Raw genomic sequence first — 16,443 nt, 5'->3', positions numbered from 1 at the left:
GGAGGTTTGGGGGAGGGAGTATAAAGAAATTGGGGTAAATTATCACTTATAGAGGATGAGGTAAGTTGTGGAGAGATTCCAAAGGATTATTTTTGTTTTATGACTGTAAACGAAACAAGGAAAGGCGTTTATTTTTCAGAGTTAAAACTGGAAAACGTTAAGTGTTTTAAGGACCCCGTGACTTTAAACTTCCTAAATAAGGATGGAAGTGACTGGAAAAGGTGGACGGTTATCCTTGGGGATAATGGTGTAGGAAAAACGACATTGTTGCAGGCATTAGCTGTGTTGGATGTCCATTTTGAGATGTTAGAGGATGGTAGCAAAAGGCTAAGAATGGGTTCTAACCTAGGAATAGGTATGATTAATTATGATGTTAATACAAGAAAAAGAAGTGGAATAATTTCTGCCAATACTTTTAATGAAAAATTTAGGCACATTAAATCCCCAAATACACGTAATCTTTATGTGAGTTATAATGCAAGAGATGACCATGAAAGCCCATTGAAATATAAGGAGATTAATATAGAAATGGAGGAGTCGGGAGTTTCTTCAACTGATCAAGTCTTTATATTTTCTTATGGTGCAAATCGTAGAATGGGAGGGGCTTCTTTAACTAATGATCTTAATTCTCGAAGTTCTCTCACTTTATTTAATGATGATGAAGTGTTAATTAACGCAGAGGAATGGTTACTTCAGTTGGACTATGCAGCGAGTAAGGATTCTGAGATCAAAGAACAAGTTATAAGAAGATTGGAGCTCGTCAAAAACACTCTTATTGAATTATTGCCTGATATTGATGGAATAAAAATATTAGAACCTACTAAAGATTCGTTTAGGCCAAGTGTATTGTTTCATACTGACTTCGGATGGTTTAATATTCATGAACTTAGTTTCGGATATCGGTCAATGATTACATGGGTAGTCGACCTTGCCGCAAGAATGTTTGCCTTTTATCCTGACAGTGAAAATCCTTTGTCGGAGCCAGCGATAGTATTGGTAGATGAAATAGACTCGCACCTTCATCCTAAATGGCAACGTAATATTTTTAAATATCTTTCTGATAGATTTGCAGCGACGCAATTCGTGGTAACTGCTCATAGCCCATTAATAGTACAAGCTGCTCCAGAGGATGCAAATCTCGTTGTATTGCGAAAAGAAGGAAACACAGTTGTAATAGATCAGGAATTGGACAATGTAAGGAAATGGCGAATAGACCAGATACTTACCAGTGATCTCTTTGGGCTGGATAGCGCCAGAAATCCTGAGATAACAAAACAAATGGAAGAGCGTACCACTTTAATCAGCAAGAGTGAATTATCTCCTGAAGAAAAAGAAAGACTCAAGGAGTTAAATGCGCTCGCAGATTCTCTACCTACTGCTGACACACCTGCTGATATTGAGGCAATGGAAATTATCAGGCAGGCTGCTGCATATCTTAAAGAGAAAGAAACCAACACATAAAGCGAAGAAACATTTTATAAGTAATTAGAAACAATGATACATATCGCTAGAAAGGCGACTTTACCTGTTCCCTTTGTACTCCAAAACAGAGGAACCGCTGCTACCACAGCGTTAATTGCACGTTATGATAATGGGGATGATCAATTCTCATCTGATGATTTTGACAGTAAGATCTACGGACATGAAGAAGTGAAAATAGCTCTTCGGGATGCGCAGCATGATAAGTGCTGCTTCTGTGAATCGAAGATCGGTCATATAAGCTATGGCGATGTAGAACATTACAGGCCCAAGGCTGGTTGGGTTCAGGACAATGAAGCCATGACTAAACCTGGGTATTATTGGTTATCATATGATTGGAATAATCTTTTACTATGTTGTCAGATTTGCAACCAACGGCATAAGAAAAACTATTTTCCATTAAGAATTGCTGCAAATAGAGCAACGCCTCCTGCACGTGACATAAGCATAGAAGAGCCTTTATTTATTAATCCAGCAGTTGATGATCCCAAGGAATATATTACATTCTATGATGAAGTGCCTGTAGCTATTGATAATAATGATAGAGGTGTAATAACAATTAATAAATTAGGATTAAACAGAGAAAAATTAAATGATCAGCGACGAAAGACAATCGCGATGATCAAAGACTTATATGATATTGCCCGGGACATCCCCGAGACATCTGCTTCATTAAAGGAACGGGCAAAGTCTTGTGTTAGCAAGTATTACCAGGAGGGGTTGCTTGATGAAACTGAATACGCCGGTATGATAAGAGCATTCTTCAATGCAAATCCGGTAGACGCCTTATGATTAAACTTAGGAAGGCCACTTAACAGTTTTACGGGGAACAAAGAAAGCCTTAATCAAATTAGGGTTTCTTATGCAAATCTGAACATGAGTTTTATCCAAAAAGCCCGCATCTTTATAAAGCTCAGCGCCTTCAAAGAATACCGCTCGAACAGATTCAAATGGAGCTTCATTCGCTCTTTCCATCAACGAATGAATATTGTTTATTACTGCACAATCAAGCTTTCTAATGATTTTATCCTTTGCATCTTTACTCCCGTTAGGATTGACATTACGTGGTAATTCTTTTTGTTCTTGTTCCGCAGATTTACTTAAAATTTCGTGAGAACGCCTTACGAGGTCAATTCCCTCTTTATCAGTAAGGTCCAGGCAATGACCAAGATTAAAAATTGCCCCAAGTACAGCAGGTATTTTTATCGAAGATTTCGCAGGAGGGTTTTGTGCATAATGCAAGGCCCTTTCATAATTATTTTGCCAGAAATACATGCCTTCTCCCAACCAATCCCACTTATTCTTACTTGATTTGAGAGTGGATTGGCCGGATACAATGCTGTCTCTGACGTGTTGGTCACAGCCATGAAAACCAATTATTAATCCTGGATCGGATGAATAGATATATTGGGACGCCATAAATGGTTGGTAAATTGCGGAACTAGAAGGTTTTGGGAACTGTTTTGGTATACTACGATATTACTTTACAGCAACAGTTTTTTTAGGAGCAGCTTTTTGGGGAGCAGCCTTTTTAGTCGAAGCATTAACTAATATGTCTCTTATACCCAAGTCCGTTATCAACTTGGCTGCAGCCTCTGATGAATCTGTTACTTGGCGCTTTTGCTCAATTAATAAAGCCCTAATTCTATTGTAAGAAGAAGTTGTCATAAGCAAATCTACGAATTTTTGAACAAATTTAAGTGCCTGTTGAAGCGTTATAACTAATTGATATGTATTTTATTATAATGACAAGCCTGCCACTTTTCATCTTCAACCCCTTTCCTCATATCGCTACACCATCCACCGCCGCCCCATCCTCATTAACTTCAGAGAACACAGCCACTGGACCCCATCTGCCTCCCGCAGGAACATGTCCCGACATAACACCTCTCACCTGAAATCACCCATATCCCACAAAAAAGGGACGCTTTTCAGCGCCCCTTCCGTAATGATATCTCAACAGTACCAGATTAAAAATCCTTCCCGTGACATTGCTTATACTTCTTACCACTTCCGCAAGGGCAAGGGTCATTCCTTCCTACTTTCGGACCTGCTTTCACAGGTTCCTGCTTGTCATCAGTATGACCATAATCTTCCGCTACAGCCGCGTCACCACCATCAAATTCCTGATGTGTCGCCTTCATACGGCTCATATCAGTCTTCTCTTCATGTGCTTCACGGATCTGCTGTGGCGCCAGTGGCGCACGTGGATGTGACACCTGCTGTGGCATCTGCTGCTGTGGCGGACGGCTCTCTTCCTGTACAGGAATACCTGCACGGCAGAGGAACGATACGATCTCACGGCTGGTCTCTGCATTCAGATCCTTGAACAGGTTGAATGCCTCGAATTTATAGATCAGCAGTGGGTCTTTCTGTTCGAATACTGCGTTCTGCACAGACTGTTTCAGGTCATCCATTGCACGGAGATGTTCCTTCCATGCATCATCGATGAGTGACAGCGTGATACTGCGTTCCAGTGCGTTGATCGTTTCGAAACCTTTGGTATCGACAACTTTCTGCAGGTTCGCCAGTACGTTCATACCTTTTTTACCATCAGTGAATGGGATAGAGATATTCTCGATATGATGACCCTGTTCGCGGTGGATCTGCTCGATCACAGGCAGTGTCTGTTGTGCCAGTTCTGCTGTTTTACGCTCGTAGTTGTCTTTTGCCTGTTGGTAAAGACGGGTTGCGAGAGACGTAGCATCAGTACGGTTCAGTTCTTCCTGTGTGATATCAGTTTCAACGCCGAAGTTCAGCAGCGTATCCAGTTTGAAAGCTTCAAAGTCACCACTTGCTTTATGCGTAGTAACGAGGTTTTCAGCTACATCGTAGAAGGAGTTGTCGATGTCAATAGACAAACGCTCACCGAACAATGCGTGATTACGTTTCGCGTAAATAACCGTACGCTGTTTGTTCATCACGTCATCGTATTCGAGGAGACGCTTACGGATACCGAAGTTATTCTCTTCTACTTTACGCTGTGCTCTTTCGATAGATTTGGTGATCATGCTGTGCTGGATCACTTCACCTTCTTTATAACCCATGCGGTCCATCAGACCGGCAATACGGTCAGAACCGAACATACGCATCAGGTCATCTTCCAGAGATACGAAGAACTGGGAAGTACCCGGATCTCCCTGACGACCAGCACGACCACGCAGCTGACGGTCAACACGACGGCTTTCGTGACGTTCAGTACCGATGATCGCCAGACCACCCGCTTCTTTCACGCCAGGTCCGAGCTTGATATCCGTACCACGACCCGCCATGTTGGTAGCGATGGTCACCGCACCCGGCAAACCAGCTTCCGCTACGATCTGTGCTTCACGGGCGTGTTGTTTTGCGTTCAACACATTGTGAGGGATCTTTTCGAAGGTCAGCATCTTACCCAGCAGTTCAGATACTTCTACGGAAGTAGTACCTACCAGTACCGGACGACCGGCAGCCTGCAGTTGCTTTACTTCTTCTATTACCGCTCTGTATTTATCACGTTTGGTTTTGTATACGAGGTCTTCCGCATCTTTACGGGTGATCGGCAGGTTGGTCGGGATGGTTACCACGTCCAGTTTGTAGATCTCCCAGAACTCACCCGCTTCAGTAGTCGCTGTACCGGTCATACCAGCCAGTTTGTGATACATACGGAAGTAGTTCTGCAAGGTAACAGTAGCGAATGTCTGTGTCGCAGCTTCTACTTTCACATTTTCCTTCGCTTCTATTGCCTGGTGCAGGCCATCTGAGTAACGACGGCCATCCAGGATACGACCTGTCTGTTCGTCTACGATCTTTACTTTACCATCCATTACCACATACTCCACATCTTTATCGAAGAGCGTATATGCTTTCAGCAGCTGCTGAATGGAGTGGATACGTTCAGATTTCTGTGCAAAGTCCTGGAGCAGGATCTCTTTCTGATGCAGTTTTTCATCGGCAGAGAGTGGGCTCTTTTCCAGTTCTGCTATTTCAGAACCTACATCCGGTAATACGAAGAAATGAGGATCTTCTCCGGTGCGGGTGATGAGTGCAATACCTTTTTCTGTCAGGTCAACGCTGTTATTCTTTTCGTCGATCGTGAAGTACAGTTCCTGATCCACTTTCGGCATTTCACGCTGCTGATCTGCCAGGTAGTAGTTCTCTGCTTTCTGCAGCAATACCTTGATACCCGGTTCGCTCAGATACTTGATCAGGGCGCTGTTCTTTGGTAAACCACGCCATGCACGCATCAGGGCCAGCCCACCTGTTTTCGCATCATCTTTCCCTTCGGCGATCAGTTTCTTAGCTTCCAGCAGGAACTGGTTGGTGGCTTTACGCTGCTCTTCCACGAGGGTCTGGATACGCGGTTTCAGTGCATGGAACTCCTGTTCGTCACCACGGGGGATCGGACCGGAAATAATGAGTGGCGTACGCGCATCATCGATCAATACGCTGTCCACCTCATCGACCATCGCGAAGTGATGTTTACGTTGTACCATTTCGTCCGGACTATGCACCATGTTATCGCGCAGGTAGTCAAAGCCGAACTCGTTATTTGTACCATAGGTTATATCCGCGAGGTAGGCATTTCTACGCTCAGGAGTATTAGGCTGGTGTTTATCAATACAGTCAACAGTGATACCGAGGAATTCGAACAGCGGTCCGTTCCACTCGGAGTCACGACGGGCCAGGTAGTCGTTCACGGTTACAATGTGTACACCTTCGCCGGCCAATGCATTCAGATAGGCAGGGAGGGTAGACACGAGGGTTTTACCTTCACCTGTCGCCATTTCAGAGATCTTACCCTGATGCAGGGCAATACCACCGATCAGCTGCACATCGTAATGTACCATGTTCCAGGTTACGGTGCTACCAGCAGCGGTCCAGCTGTTTTTCCAGGTGACAGTATCATTATCAATGGTCAGGTAATCTTTTCTAACGGCCAGTTGTCTGTCAAGCGGAGTAGCAGTAGCAGTAATGACAGGCGACTGAGAAAGGCGGCGTGCAGTTTCCTTTACAACGGCGAAAGCCTCAGGGAGAATCTCGCTGAGTACACCTTCGAGCTGTGAATCACGCTCTTTTTTCAGTTTGTCTATTTCCTGATAAATAACATCCTTTTGAGCTACGTCATGCGCATTTTCAGCCTCTGCTTTCTTGTCGGCAATGGTGCCATCAATCTTTGAGAGGTGATTGCTGATACGCAAACGGAATTCCTGCGTTTTGTTACGCAGCTGATCTATAGGAAGGGATTGCAGTTTTTCATACGCCTCGTTGATCTGCTTCACTACAGGCTCTATAGCTTTGATATCTCTCTCCGACTTGTTACCGCCAAAAAGTTTAGTTAAAAAACCTAACATGTTGAGTTTATTACGAATGATTGTTAAAACAGTTGTACAGTCAAAGACGATAGGTCCTATCGTGATGACTACCTTACCCAAATATTGTGCTTACACAATATGCCGTGACAAGCTGTCAGACTCCCCCGGTATTGGCAAGGCCTGTAAAATTAGGAATTATTTGCACATAGTGAAGGCTAAATGCGGTATTGTGGCAGCTGGAACGCATTTTTAACGGGAATCTAGCCTGGGAAAGGGCTTCAGGCAGGTGAAAAGTAGGAAATAATTGCGAAAAAGCCGCCCCATCAGGAATGAGACGGCTTCAAATGTTAAAATAGTGTTATTAATCCCACCAGAGTAACAGCCTTTTTGTCTCCAGCATCTCGGCTGCCAGATTTTCCACTGTCTCCGTTCCTTCTTCGGCCGGGTCCGGACAAAAATCATGTACTTCCTTCGCAAATGCCAGTGCAGATGTGGTGTTCAGTTTGTCCAGACGTATCTCCAGCCAGTCCGGACCTGCGCCGGTGATCTCGAATGGCTGTTGTTTGTACCACGTATGGAGCTTCTTTAATACGCTGTCATTACTGATATCATAATTCTGACCGTTCGTAGCCCTGAATTGCACAATGTCGAACTGGTCGCTGGTTTTGAGCACTGCATATTTGTCAGACCCGCTACCAAAACTCTCTTCCGACTTAAATAAGAGATATCCATGTTCCTTTAGTATAGTCCTTAAAGTTTCATAGTCATTGCCATTGTCCGCCGTCACTTCATAGTTGAACTGTAACGCATCTTCCAGCTTTCTTGTGTTATACCCCTCAGGTAATGTTTGTTTTAGTCTGTCGATCTTGCCCGATACGGTTGCTCTTAACGCATCAATGATCGCATGATCATAGTGCATCGTGTCAGCCAGTGCATAGTCCGCCTCCAGTAAAGGATATTTCTCTTTGCCTGCTGCATTACAGCCATAGATCACACTTGCGAGCGATAAGGATAATAGGATTCTACTCATAGGTATACGGAAATATTAAATAAAAGTACAAAATGTTTGCGTTGTGAAATCAGTGTAGAATAATTACTACTTCCTTCGTATACATATGAGGGTGAGCAAGATGGGATGATGGGAACCGAGCCGGTGATAATCAGCCAGGCATCACAGGAATGCAGCAGTGCTAATTAATTACAATCCATTAGTCTTATTATCGGTGTAGTATTCATCAGGTAAGCTTTCACCTCCGTTTCTCCTCCGTTTTAAAACGGAGGAGAAACGGAGGTGAAAGCTTACCTGATGAATACCAGGTAAAAGGTAAACCCAATGAAAGCATATCAGTTTCTCAGCATCTACGCAACGACTTGCATAGATCAACACAGCTTATGACACAACACCGACTCTTCGTGACGCAAAATCGCCCCGTCGTGTACTTTGTTCAGCAGCGTTGGAGCCATTGTTAATATTGTATTGTTAATCACGGTCAATGTTGGCGTGTCTAACAGGAAGCATCACTACCCTGTTATGTCCGGAAGCAGTGATGACAGGAGATTTGAGCCATTAAACCGTCCCGGTTTTTAACCTGATTTTTATAGATTTGGCGTGTCCGACGAACAAGGGTAGAACTAGCGACGAACTAGCGACGGCCAGGCGACATGATAATAACGTCATCCAATAGGCTCAAAGTGATATTATTTTCACTTAATCACTTTGAAGCCTTCCTGGTAGGTAGTGCCTCGCTGTACGACATCTTTGGGCATGACAGATACGCAGGGAAGTTCCGTATCCCAGCATAAATTGCTGGTTGTCATGACTGCAATGGCGCCTGGAGACCTGACAATCGTCGTCGGTGTATAAGGGGCCGGTGTCAGTAACCAGTTCGGATGCTGTACTTTTTCGACCAGTTTGTCATTGACAAAAGCCTTTGTTAAGTGTTTGCCTAACCCGATCGTACCCACCTGGAATAACAGGGTAACAGCGATGGCTGACAGATAGATCATCCGGAAGGACCATGCAGGGAAATAAAGTGCGATCGCAATGATCACCATGGGCACGAGGTAACTGTAACCGAACCGTGGATCGGGTGCCTGGAAGATCCAGTACGCCAGCCCTGTTAACAGGAATACAAATAGCGGTAATGTCCCTGCCGGCAATTGTTTCCTCCGGAAGAACACCAGCGGTACTGCCACGAAGGCTGCCAGTATTAACAGTTTATCATAGATGCGTACACTTTCTTTAAACCAGCTGATATAATGTTGTACAAAACTCTCTGATACAAACCTGGATTCATCCACCACTCTATAGAAGGCAAAGATGTGGATATCCTTGGTGGTAGAACGGATGACGGACATAGGCACTGCCCAGTCTTTGTGGAACATATCCGGTAAACCAACAGGGAACAGCAGGTAGCCCGTCAGGATGACGTTCCGGATGACCCAGGGTAATGCGATGACAGCTGCCACCCCAAAAAGTGCCGCCAGCTGCGTATACTGCCTACGTTGTAACACCTGCCAGTATAATACGGCCGTCAGGAGCAATACCGGTATACAGGAGACTTTTATCGTGATAAGGAACACAGGTGCAAGCAGTAGAAATACACTGTTATCTGCGGATAACTGTGATTGATGGTGGATACTGTGTTCAAACCAGACAACGATCAGCAGGCAACTGATATAGTAGATCACCATATCCGCCGCAGGCGAAGTGGTATTATAGACGCAGAACTGTGGCATACTGATCATCACCAGCATGCCCGCTTTCAGTAATGTTAATAACTTCGGATCGTTTGCACGCGGCAGGAAATACAGGGCTGTCAGGAGGTACAACACCCCGTTGATATGATTGTCCGATACGCCTGTGAGCCAGGAAAAATTGAAAATGGCAGCCAGTACATGCCAGTGTGAGTTGAATCCGAAACGTTCGTGCAGATTGGCCAGTCCCGGTACAATTTTGTAATGCTGCATCCACTTGATAAAGGGTGCGTAGTACAATCCCTCGTCATAAGACAACGACTGCTGTGAAGAGAGATACAGTACGTACAGGCACGCAATCCCCATAAACAATTGTCTCCCTCTCCCTGCCGCTCTGGCCTGTGTAAGATAGGCCGCTACCTGCGCATGAATGGCTGTCCGCTGGAAAAGATAACACCCGGCGGCACCCGCAAGTATAATACCATGCGCCAGTCCCGCCAAAGGTATGAACAGCGTCAGGCAGGCGGCAGGAACGGTCATAGCCAGACATCCCGTTAGTGTGACCAGCGAAAAGTCCGGCTCTGCGGTACTGTTGTTAAGGACCTTATGCTGCATAAACCGCTGCAACGTATATCCATACAGGAATGACAGTATAACGATATACAGGAACTTAACGAACAGGAATAACATAATGGTTTATTTATTGATGTCGACAGTCTTTTTCTGTCTGCAGAAGATGTTATATTTCAGGATGCAGTAGATCGCACGGAAACCGTCCTTGTAATTGATCTTTTTACCCTCCGCGTAAGTACGGCCATAGTAAGCGATGCCTACCTCATATATGCGGATGCCTGGTACGCGACTGATCTTGGCAGTCACTTCCGGCTCAAATCCGAAGCGGTTTTCCTTCAGGTCGATCTGCTTGATGATATTACTGCGGAACAGCTTATAGCAGGTCTCCATGTCGGTCAGGTTCAGGTTGGTCAGCGCGTTGGAAAGGAAGGTCAGGAACTTGTTACCGATCGTATGCCAGAAGAACAGGATGCGGTGAGGGCCGTCACCCATGAACCGGGAACCATATACCACATCCGCTACGCCTTCCAGCATAGGTTTCAGCAAACGATTAAATTCCATTGGGTTATACTCCAGGTCAGCGTCCTGGATAATGGTAAAGTCGCCGCTGGCATGCTGGATACCCGTACGTAGGGCCGCTCCTTTTCCTTTGTTCTTTTCGTGACGAACATACTGGAGTTTTGCTTCAGGATATGCGGCGCGGAAACGGGCTACTTCTCCGCCGGTATTGTCTTTGGAGAAATCATCCACAACCACCAGCTCTTTCTGTACATCGCCGGCCAGCGATACAGCCTGGACCCTTTCCAGGATATCATAGATGTATCTTTCTTCGTTGTACGCCGGGATGATCACGGAAAGCAGGTACTGTGACATATTGACATTTTTCATTCTCTGCGGCTATATCGCCGTAAAGTGGTGCAAAGAAGCAAAAAAAGTATGTAGAAAAAAAATATTAGTCGGATCCGTTGCTTGGAAAAAAAATAAATTTATTAACGACCATTTAACACTATCGTTTGTTACAACACTTTACCTTTACAGTATTAGGGTTTTCATAGGATAGTAAAACAAGAGCCGGATAGTCTTATTTGGCTCTTTTTCTTTTTATAAAAGTCTATAAAAGAGGTACTTGTGCCATGTCTTCTTTCACCTCCTTTTCTCCTGTTCTTATCGTCCCGTTTGTATAGAAAAAGGCTAATTGTAACACTTTAGTAGGACAATTGTTGCACGCTTTGTAAGTGTTCCTACCTAATCCATTCATCAAAATATCACACAAAAATGTGGCAGGAGTTTTCTACTTTTAAAGTTTTGCGGAATAGTCCGGTAGAAAAGCGTACAGGTCGCGCTAAATAGTCAGATTATAGGGGGCCATCTCTCCCTGAAGTGGTCATTTTGCTGCGAATATTCATGGTTGCCTGTACTTTTTTATATATTAGACTCCGGAAAAAGCCAACGTGGAGTGAATAAGACGGTGTGAAAAACTAGCAAACCTCCCTGCTTATTCCACGTTATCTGGTCTGTAAGACAACTCAAAACCTATAAAGAATAAAACGTTTTGCCAATGAACCGTAAGTTAAGAATGGGAATGATCGGAGGCGGTAAGGATGCCTTCATCGGTGCTATTCACCGTATTGCTGCCAATATGGACGGCCTGATCGAACTGAAAGCAGGTGCACTGAGTGTAAATCCTGAAGTAGCCCTGGAGTCAGGAAAAATACTGTTCCTCGACCCGGCACGCACCTACACAGATTATAAGACCATGCTGGAAACGGAAGCAGCACTGCCTGAGAGTGAAAGACTGGACTTTGTAACGATCGTTACGCCAAACTTCGCACACTTCGATCCTGCGATGATGGCACTGGACAAAGGTTTTAACGTGGTGATCGAAAAGCCGATCACTTTTACCCTCGATGAAGCTAAACAGCTGAAAGCCAAAGTAGAAGAAACTGGTCGTACCCTCTTGTTAACGCATACCTACACAGGTTATCCGTTAGTAAAACAGGCCCGTCGTATGGTGGCTGATGGCGTATTAGGCAAGATCCGTAAGGTTTGGGTGGAATATCCGCAGGGCTGGCTGAGCCGTGCTACTGAAAAAGATAGCGCAGGTGCTGCCTGGAGAACTGACCCTAAGCGTTCCGGTAAAAGCGGCTGCTTCGGTGATATCGGTACCCATGCTGCTAACCTGGCTGAATATATCAGTGGTCTGAAAATAGAAAAACTGTGTGCTGACCTGAACATCTTCGTTCCTGGCCGCGCACTGGATGACGACGGTGCGGTGCTGCTCCGTTTTGACAATGGCGCTGCGGGTGTCCTGATGGCCTCTCAGGTAGCCGCTGGTGAAGAAAATGCACTGAAGATCAGAGTATATGGTGAAAATGGTGGTCTGGAATGGGCACAGCATGAACCTAATACCCTGCTCGTTAAATGGCTGGATAAGCCAACGGAAATTTACCGCGCCGGTAATGGTTACGGTGGTTACCAGAGCAGCTATATGGTGCATAACACCCGTACACCAGGCGGTCATCCGGAAGGATACCTGGAAGCATTCGGTAACCTGTACCGCAACTTTGCCCTCACCCTGCAGGCTAAGATAGACGGCACTACGCCTGCTCCTGAAGCACTGGATTTCCCAGGCGTAGATGAAGGTATCCGTGGTATGGCGTTCATCGACAATGTCGTGAAATCCAGCCAGAGCAGCGAGAAATGGACGACGTTCGAAATTTAATTAGGAATTGGGAATTGAGCAGCAAGTGCCTGAATATAGTATTCCTTACAGTTTATAATGCTGGACTGGCTTACTCCTGACTGGTGTCACGTATTTATGCAGGGCTAACCAATTCCTGATTGCTCATTCCTGACGCTCAATTTTTAATGTTTAAACCTCTGATAATATGAAGACCATTAAAGGTCCTGGTATATTCCTCGCGCAGTTCCTCGGTGATACGGCGCCTTTCAATAGCCTGGAGAGTATTTGTAAATGGGCAGCCGGATTAGGCTTCAAAGGTGTGCAGATCCCTACCTGGGACCCACGCATGATCGACCTGCAGAAAGCTGCTGAAAGCAAGACATATGCGGATGAGATCAAAGGTATCGTGAATGCTGCCGGACTGGAGATCACCGAACTGTCTACGCACCTGCAGGGACAGCTGGTGGCTACTCATCCTGCGTATAATGAACTGTTCGACGGCTTCGCTCCTGCTGACAAAAGAGGCAACACGCCTGCGCGTACAGAATGGGCGGTGAATCAGCTGAAATATGCTGCCAAAGCCAGCCGCAACCTGGGACTGAATGCCCACGCTACCTTCAGTGGTGCATTGATGTGGCACACCGTATACCCCTGGCCACAACGTCCTGCCGGACTGGTTGAAGCAGGCTTTAAGGAACTGGCCAACCGCTGGTTGCCAATCCTGAATGAATTTGATGCCAACGGTGTAGACCTGTGTTATGAGATCCACCCGGGTGAAGACCTCCATGATGGCGCTTCCTACGAGCGTTTCCTGGAAGCTACCGGCAATCATAACCGCGCCTGCCTGCTGTACGATCCAAGCCATTTCGTGCTGCAATGCCTGGATTATCTGCAATACATTGATATCTACCACGAGAAAATTAAGGCATTCCACGTGAAAGACGCGGAATTTAATCCTACCGGCCGTTCCGGCGTATACGGCGGTTACCAGGGATGGATCGACCGTCCGGGTAGATTCCGTTCCCTCGGTGATGGTCAGGTTGATTTCAAAAGCGTATTCAGCAAGCTGACACAATATGACTACAGCGGCTGGGCGGTGATGGAATGGGAATGCTGTATCAAGCATCCGGAAGACGGTGCACGAGAAGGCGCGCCATTCATCAAGGATCATATTATCCGTGTAACCGAAAAGGCGTTTGACGACTTTGCCGGTGGCGGTGCGGATGAGCATCTGAACAAAAGAGTGCTGGGACTGTAAGGGAGGTAATAATTGGGAGTTAATAAATTGGTAATCAGGAATTGACATGCAGCGAAGATCGAATGAAAAGTATCAGCGTTGTATGATAGGCCCTGATTTCCTGCGTTCATCAATTATTACTTGAATCCTTATTATACCATAAGTATATTGGAAAATATTTAGGAATGGGATTTGGAATGAAAGATTAGCATTGATAATGACCATACATATTACCTCGTAGTCTCGTGGCATCCCGATGGCTGGAATGTGAAAGGATGAGATGTAAAATGGTATGGCTCACTAATTCCTGATTCCTGATTCAATATCAAATCTGATAATTTAAAAATCGACAAAATGAGAATGCGTTTTCTGGCGCCCGTTGTAATGAGCGTTGTTCTGCTGGCCTCCTGCGGTGGTGGTAGCGAAAACAAAACCGAAAAGAAAGAAGAATCTGCTGCTACCAGCGAAACACCGGTAGACAATTCCATGGTAACGCCAGGTGCTGCTGAAGCTGCCGCTTCTAAAGGTGCTGCCCTGATCGAGCAGAAAGATTGTAAAACCTGTCATAAACCAGATACGAAACTGATCGGTCCTGGTTATAAAGAAGTAGCGCAGAAATATGAAGCTACTGACGCAAACATTGATAAACTGGCTGATAAGATCATCGCTGGTGGTAGCGGTAACTGGGGCGAAGTAGCTATGACGCCGCACGCTGACCTCGCTAAAGATGATGCGAAAGAGATGGTAAAATACATCCTCTCCCTGAAATAGTGAGCTAGCAGTTTATTCATATTTGGTCTCTCAGCTTTCTATAATTAACTATCATATATAGCCGGTAGTTGTTGTCTACTGTATATCCCGTATGTACAGCACTGCAACTATCGGCTATAAAAAACTCAATTTGTAATGAAGCAATTTATTCCCGTTCTGGCACTCAGTCTGCTAACTCTTTCCACATCCGCACAAACACCGAACACCCTCACCCGTAAAGAAAAGAAAGCGGGATGGAAATTATTGTTCGATGGTACATCTACCAATGGCTGGCATACTTACCTGCAGACCACTGCAAGCCCGGCCTGGAAAGTACAGGATGGTGCACTGGCACTCGACCAGGAAGCTAAAAAGAATGGTGCACCCGGTGGTGACCTGGTGACCAACGACGAGTACGAGAATTATGAATTATCTATCGAGTGGAAGATCTCTGAAGGTGGTAACAGTGGTATCATCTTCGGTGTACACGAAGATCCGCAACTGCAGGCAACTTACCTGTCCGGCCCTGAAATGCAGGTACTGGATGATGCAAAACATCCGGATGGTAAATATGAGAAACACAATTCCGGTGATCTCTACGATCTGAAAAAATCCACCAAGTATGCTGCTAAACCTGTAGGTGAGTGGAACGTAGCGAAGATCCGTAAGAAAGATGGTAAACTGACCTTCTGGCTGAATGGGGTACAAACCATCGAAACTACCATGGGTAGCGAAGAGTGGAACACCCTGATGGCTAACAGCAAGTTCAAAACCTGGAAAGCTTTCGGTAAATATCCAAAAGGACACATCGCCCTGCAGGATCACGGCGATGGCGTATGGTACCGTAGTGTTAAAATCCGCCAGCTGTAATACCACTTTAATATGAAGAATATCCACGTGAGAAAAACAAATAACGAAACATTACAGATGACGAATGGTCATTCATTCGGCGTCCGTAATGTTTCTTTTATAGCGACATCCTTACTGCTGACTGTATGTCTCGCCTTTACCAGTCAGTCCGTGTCTGCTAAAAAACGCCTTCCCCGTTTACTCGTATTCTCTAAAACAGCCGGTTTCCGGCATGACTGTATCCCGGTGGCTAAACTGGCCATGATCAAACTGGGTCAGGAGAACGGCTTTGCGGTAGATACTACGGAAGATGCTGCTGCGTTTAGTACCAGGAATCTGAAACGTTATGCAGCTGTCCTGTTCCTGAATACAACAGGAGATGTGCTGAATGATGAACAGCAGACCGCTATGCAAAACTATATTCACAATGGCGGTGGCTATATGGGCATCCATGCAGCAACCGATACGGAATATGGCTGGCCATGGTACAATAAACTGGCAGGCGCCTGGTTTACCAGTCACCCGAAACAGCAGGATGCCACCCTCATCGTAGTAGACCGTAACAATCCCTCCACCAGCCATCTGCAGGAAAAATGGCAACGCTGGGATGAATGGTATAACTTCAAAGACCTCAATCCGGATGTACACGTACTGATTAAGATCGATGAAAGCTCTTATGAAGGTGGAAAGAATGGTGACAACCATCCTATGGCCTGGTATCATGATTTTGAAGGTGGTCGTTCCTTCTACACGGAGTTGGGCCACACGAAGGAATCGTATGCAGATCAGGCATACCTGCAGCATGTATTGGGTGGACTACGCTATGCGATGAATATAAAGGCTAAAAAGTAATCCCTAATGCGGGGCGTACGTGAAGAAAGTAA

At 45.4% G+C, this 16,443-nt stretch carries 13 protein-coding genes; 7 read left to right on the top strand and 6 right to left on the bottom strand.

Going from position 1 to position 16,443, the window contains the following annotated elements:
- Nucleotides 1–99: 99 nt before the first annotated feature.
- Complete coding sequence (locus GWR21_RS15800; RefSeq protein WP_162332685.1) at nucleotides 100–1,461, top strand: AAA family ATPase; 1,362 nt, start codon at nucleotides 100–102, stop codon at nucleotides 1,459–1,461.
- 33 nt (nucleotides 1,462–1,494) lie between these two features.
- A complete protein-coding gene (locus GWR21_RS15795) occupies nucleotides 1,495–2,271 on the top strand; it encodes an HNH endonuclease family protein (RefSeq protein WP_162332684.1) in 777 nt (258 codons plus the stop codon).
- Nucleotides 2,272–2,277: 6 nt separating this feature from the next.
- Here GWR21_RS15795 and GWR21_RS15790 read toward each other — a convergent pair whose 3' ends face one another.
- From GWR21_RS15790 to GWR21_RS15765, 6 genes are all read right to left on the bottom strand, one after another.
- On the bottom strand, nucleotides 2,278–2,898 hold the full coding sequence (locus GWR21_RS15790) for a hypothetical protein (RefSeq protein WP_202929100.1): 621 nt from the start codon (nucleotides 2,896–2,898) through the stop codon (nucleotides 2,278–2,280).
- Nucleotides 2,899–2,958: 60 nt separating this feature from the next.
- Nucleotides 2,959–3,147 (bottom strand): hypothetical protein, encoded by a 189-nt coding sequence (locus GWR21_RS15785; RefSeq protein ID WP_162332683.1) that lies wholly within the window; start codon nucleotides 3,145–3,147, stop codon nucleotides 2,959–2,961.
- A gap of 302 nt (nucleotides 3,148–3,449) precedes the next feature.
- Nucleotides 3,450–6,809 (bottom strand): preprotein translocase subunit SecA, encoded by a 3,360-nt coding sequence (gene secA, locus GWR21_RS15780; protein ID WP_162332682.1) that lies wholly within the window; start codon nucleotides 6,807–6,809, stop codon nucleotides 3,450–3,452.
- Nucleotides 6,810–7,131: 322 nt separating this feature from the next.
- Nucleotides 7,132–7,800 carry a DUF4253 domain-containing protein gene (locus GWR21_RS15775; RefSeq protein WP_162332681.1) on the bottom strand — a complete coding sequence of 223 codons (669 nt, stop codon included), beginning with the start codon at nucleotides 7,798–7,800 and terminating at the stop codon, nucleotides 7,132–7,134.
- A gap of 674 nt (nucleotides 7,801–8,474) precedes the next feature.
- Nucleotides 8,475–10,157: an LIC_10190 family membrane protein gene (locus GWR21_RS15770; RefSeq protein ID WP_162332680.1), complete on the bottom strand. Its 1,683-nt coding sequence runs from the start codon at nucleotides 10,155–10,157 to the stop codon at nucleotides 8,475–8,477.
- Nucleotides 10,158–10,163: 6 nt separating this feature from the next.
- Complete coding sequence (locus GWR21_RS15765; protein WP_162332679.1) at nucleotides 10,164–10,913, bottom strand: glycosyltransferase family 2 protein; 750 nt, start codon at nucleotides 10,911–10,913, stop codon at nucleotides 10,164–10,166.
- A gap of 685 nt (nucleotides 10,914–11,598) precedes the next feature.
- On the opposite strand from GWR21_RS15765, the gene GWR21_RS15760 reads away from it, so the two are divergent.
- From GWR21_RS15760 to GWR21_RS15740, 5 genes are all read left to right on the top strand, one after another.
- The gene (locus GWR21_RS15760; protein ID WP_162332678.1) at nucleotides 11,599–12,762 is read left to right on the top strand and encodes a Gfo/Idh/MocA family protein; all 1,164 of its coding nucleotides are present in this window, start codon (nucleotides 11,599–11,601) and stop codon (nucleotides 12,760–12,762) included.
- 166 nt (nucleotides 12,763–12,928) lie between these two features.
- Nucleotides 12,929–13,981: a sugar phosphate isomerase/epimerase family protein gene (locus tag GWR21_RS15755; RefSeq protein ID WP_162332677.1), complete on the top strand. Its 1,053-nt coding sequence runs from the start codon at nucleotides 12,929–12,931 to the stop codon at nucleotides 13,979–13,981.
- 333 nt (nucleotides 13,982–14,314) lie between these two features.
- Entirely contained in the window at nucleotides 14,315–14,731 is a 417-nt protein-coding gene (locus GWR21_RS15750) for a c-type cytochrome (protein WP_162332676.1), read from the top strand.
- A 135-nt stretch (nucleotides 14,732–14,866) separates the two neighbouring features.
- Nucleotides 14,867–15,580 (top strand): 3-keto-disaccharide hydrolase, encoded by a 714-nt coding sequence (locus GWR21_RS15745; protein ID WP_162332675.1) that lies wholly within the window; start codon nucleotides 14,867–14,869, stop codon nucleotides 15,578–15,580.
- A 12-nt stretch (nucleotides 15,581–15,592) separates the two neighbouring features.
- Entirely contained in the window at nucleotides 15,593–16,411 is an 819-nt protein-coding gene (locus tag GWR21_RS15740; RefSeq protein ID WP_162332674.1) for a ThuA domain-containing protein, read from the top strand.
- The last annotated feature ends 32 nt before the right edge of the window (nucleotides 16,412–16,443 follow it).

Origin of the sequence: Chitinophaga agri (assembly GCF_010093065.1) — a bacterium.
Lineage (GTDB): Bacteria > Bacteroidota > Bacteroidia > Chitinophagales > Chitinophagaceae > Chitinophaga > Chitinophaga agri.
The sequence above is the reverse complement of the archived record's forward strand: the minus strand, read 5'-3'. Positions and strand labels throughout refer to the sequence as shown.

What these genes read in the sequence shown, in the direction of transcription:
- GWR21_RS15765 (WP_162332679.1), bottom strand. Translation starts at nt 10,913, where the DNA reads ATGTCACAGTACCTGCTTTCCGTGATCATCCCGGCGTACAACGAAGAA.
- GWR21_RS15775 (WP_162332681.1), bottom strand. Translation starts at nt 7,800, where the DNA reads ATGAGTAGAATCCTATTATCCTTATCGCTCGCAAGTGTGATCTATGGC.
- GWR21_RS15770 (WP_162332680.1), bottom strand. Translation starts at nt 10,157, where the DNA reads ATGTTATTCCTGTTCGTTAAGTTCCTGTATATCGTTATACTGTCATTC.
- secA (WP_162332682.1), bottom strand. Translation starts at nt 6,809, where the DNA reads ATGTTAGGTTTTTTAACTAAACTTTTTGGCGGTAACAAGTCGGAGAGA.
- GWR21_RS15750 (WP_162332676.1), top strand. Translation starts at nt 14,315, where the DNA reads ATGAGAATGCGTTTTCTGGCGCCCGTTGTAATGAGCGTTGTTCTGCTG.
- GWR21_RS15755 (WP_162332677.1), top strand. Translation starts at nt 12,929, where the DNA reads ATGAAGACCATTAAAGGTCCTGGTATATTCCTCGCGCAGTTCCTCGGT.
- GWR21_RS15790 (WP_202929100.1), bottom strand. Translation starts at nt 2,898, where the DNA reads ATGGCGTCCCAATATATCTATTCATCCGATCCAGGATTAATAATTGGT.
- GWR21_RS15740 (WP_162332674.1), top strand. Translation starts at nt 15,593, where the DNA reads ATGAAGAATATCCACGTGAGAAAAACAAATAACGAAACATTACAGATG.
- GWR21_RS15785 (WP_162332683.1), bottom strand. Translation starts at nt 3,147, where the DNA reads ATGACAACTTCTTCTTACAATAGAATTAGGGCTTTATTAATTGAGCAA.
- GWR21_RS15760 (WP_162332678.1), top strand. Translation starts at nt 11,599, where the DNA reads ATGAACCGTAAGTTAAGAATGGGAATGATCGGAGGCGGTAAGGATGCC.
- GWR21_RS15800 (WP_162332685.1), top strand. Translation starts at nt 100, where the DNA reads ATGACTGTAAACGAAACAAGGAAAGGCGTTTATTTTTCAGAGTTAAAA.
- GWR21_RS15795 (WP_162332684.1), top strand. Translation starts at nt 1,495, where the DNA reads ATGATACATATCGCTAGAAAGGCGACTTTACCTGTTCCCTTTGTACTC.
- GWR21_RS15745 (WP_162332675.1), top strand. Translation starts at nt 14,867, where the DNA reads ATGAAGCAATTTATTCCCGTTCTGGCACTCAGTCTGCTAACTCTTTCC.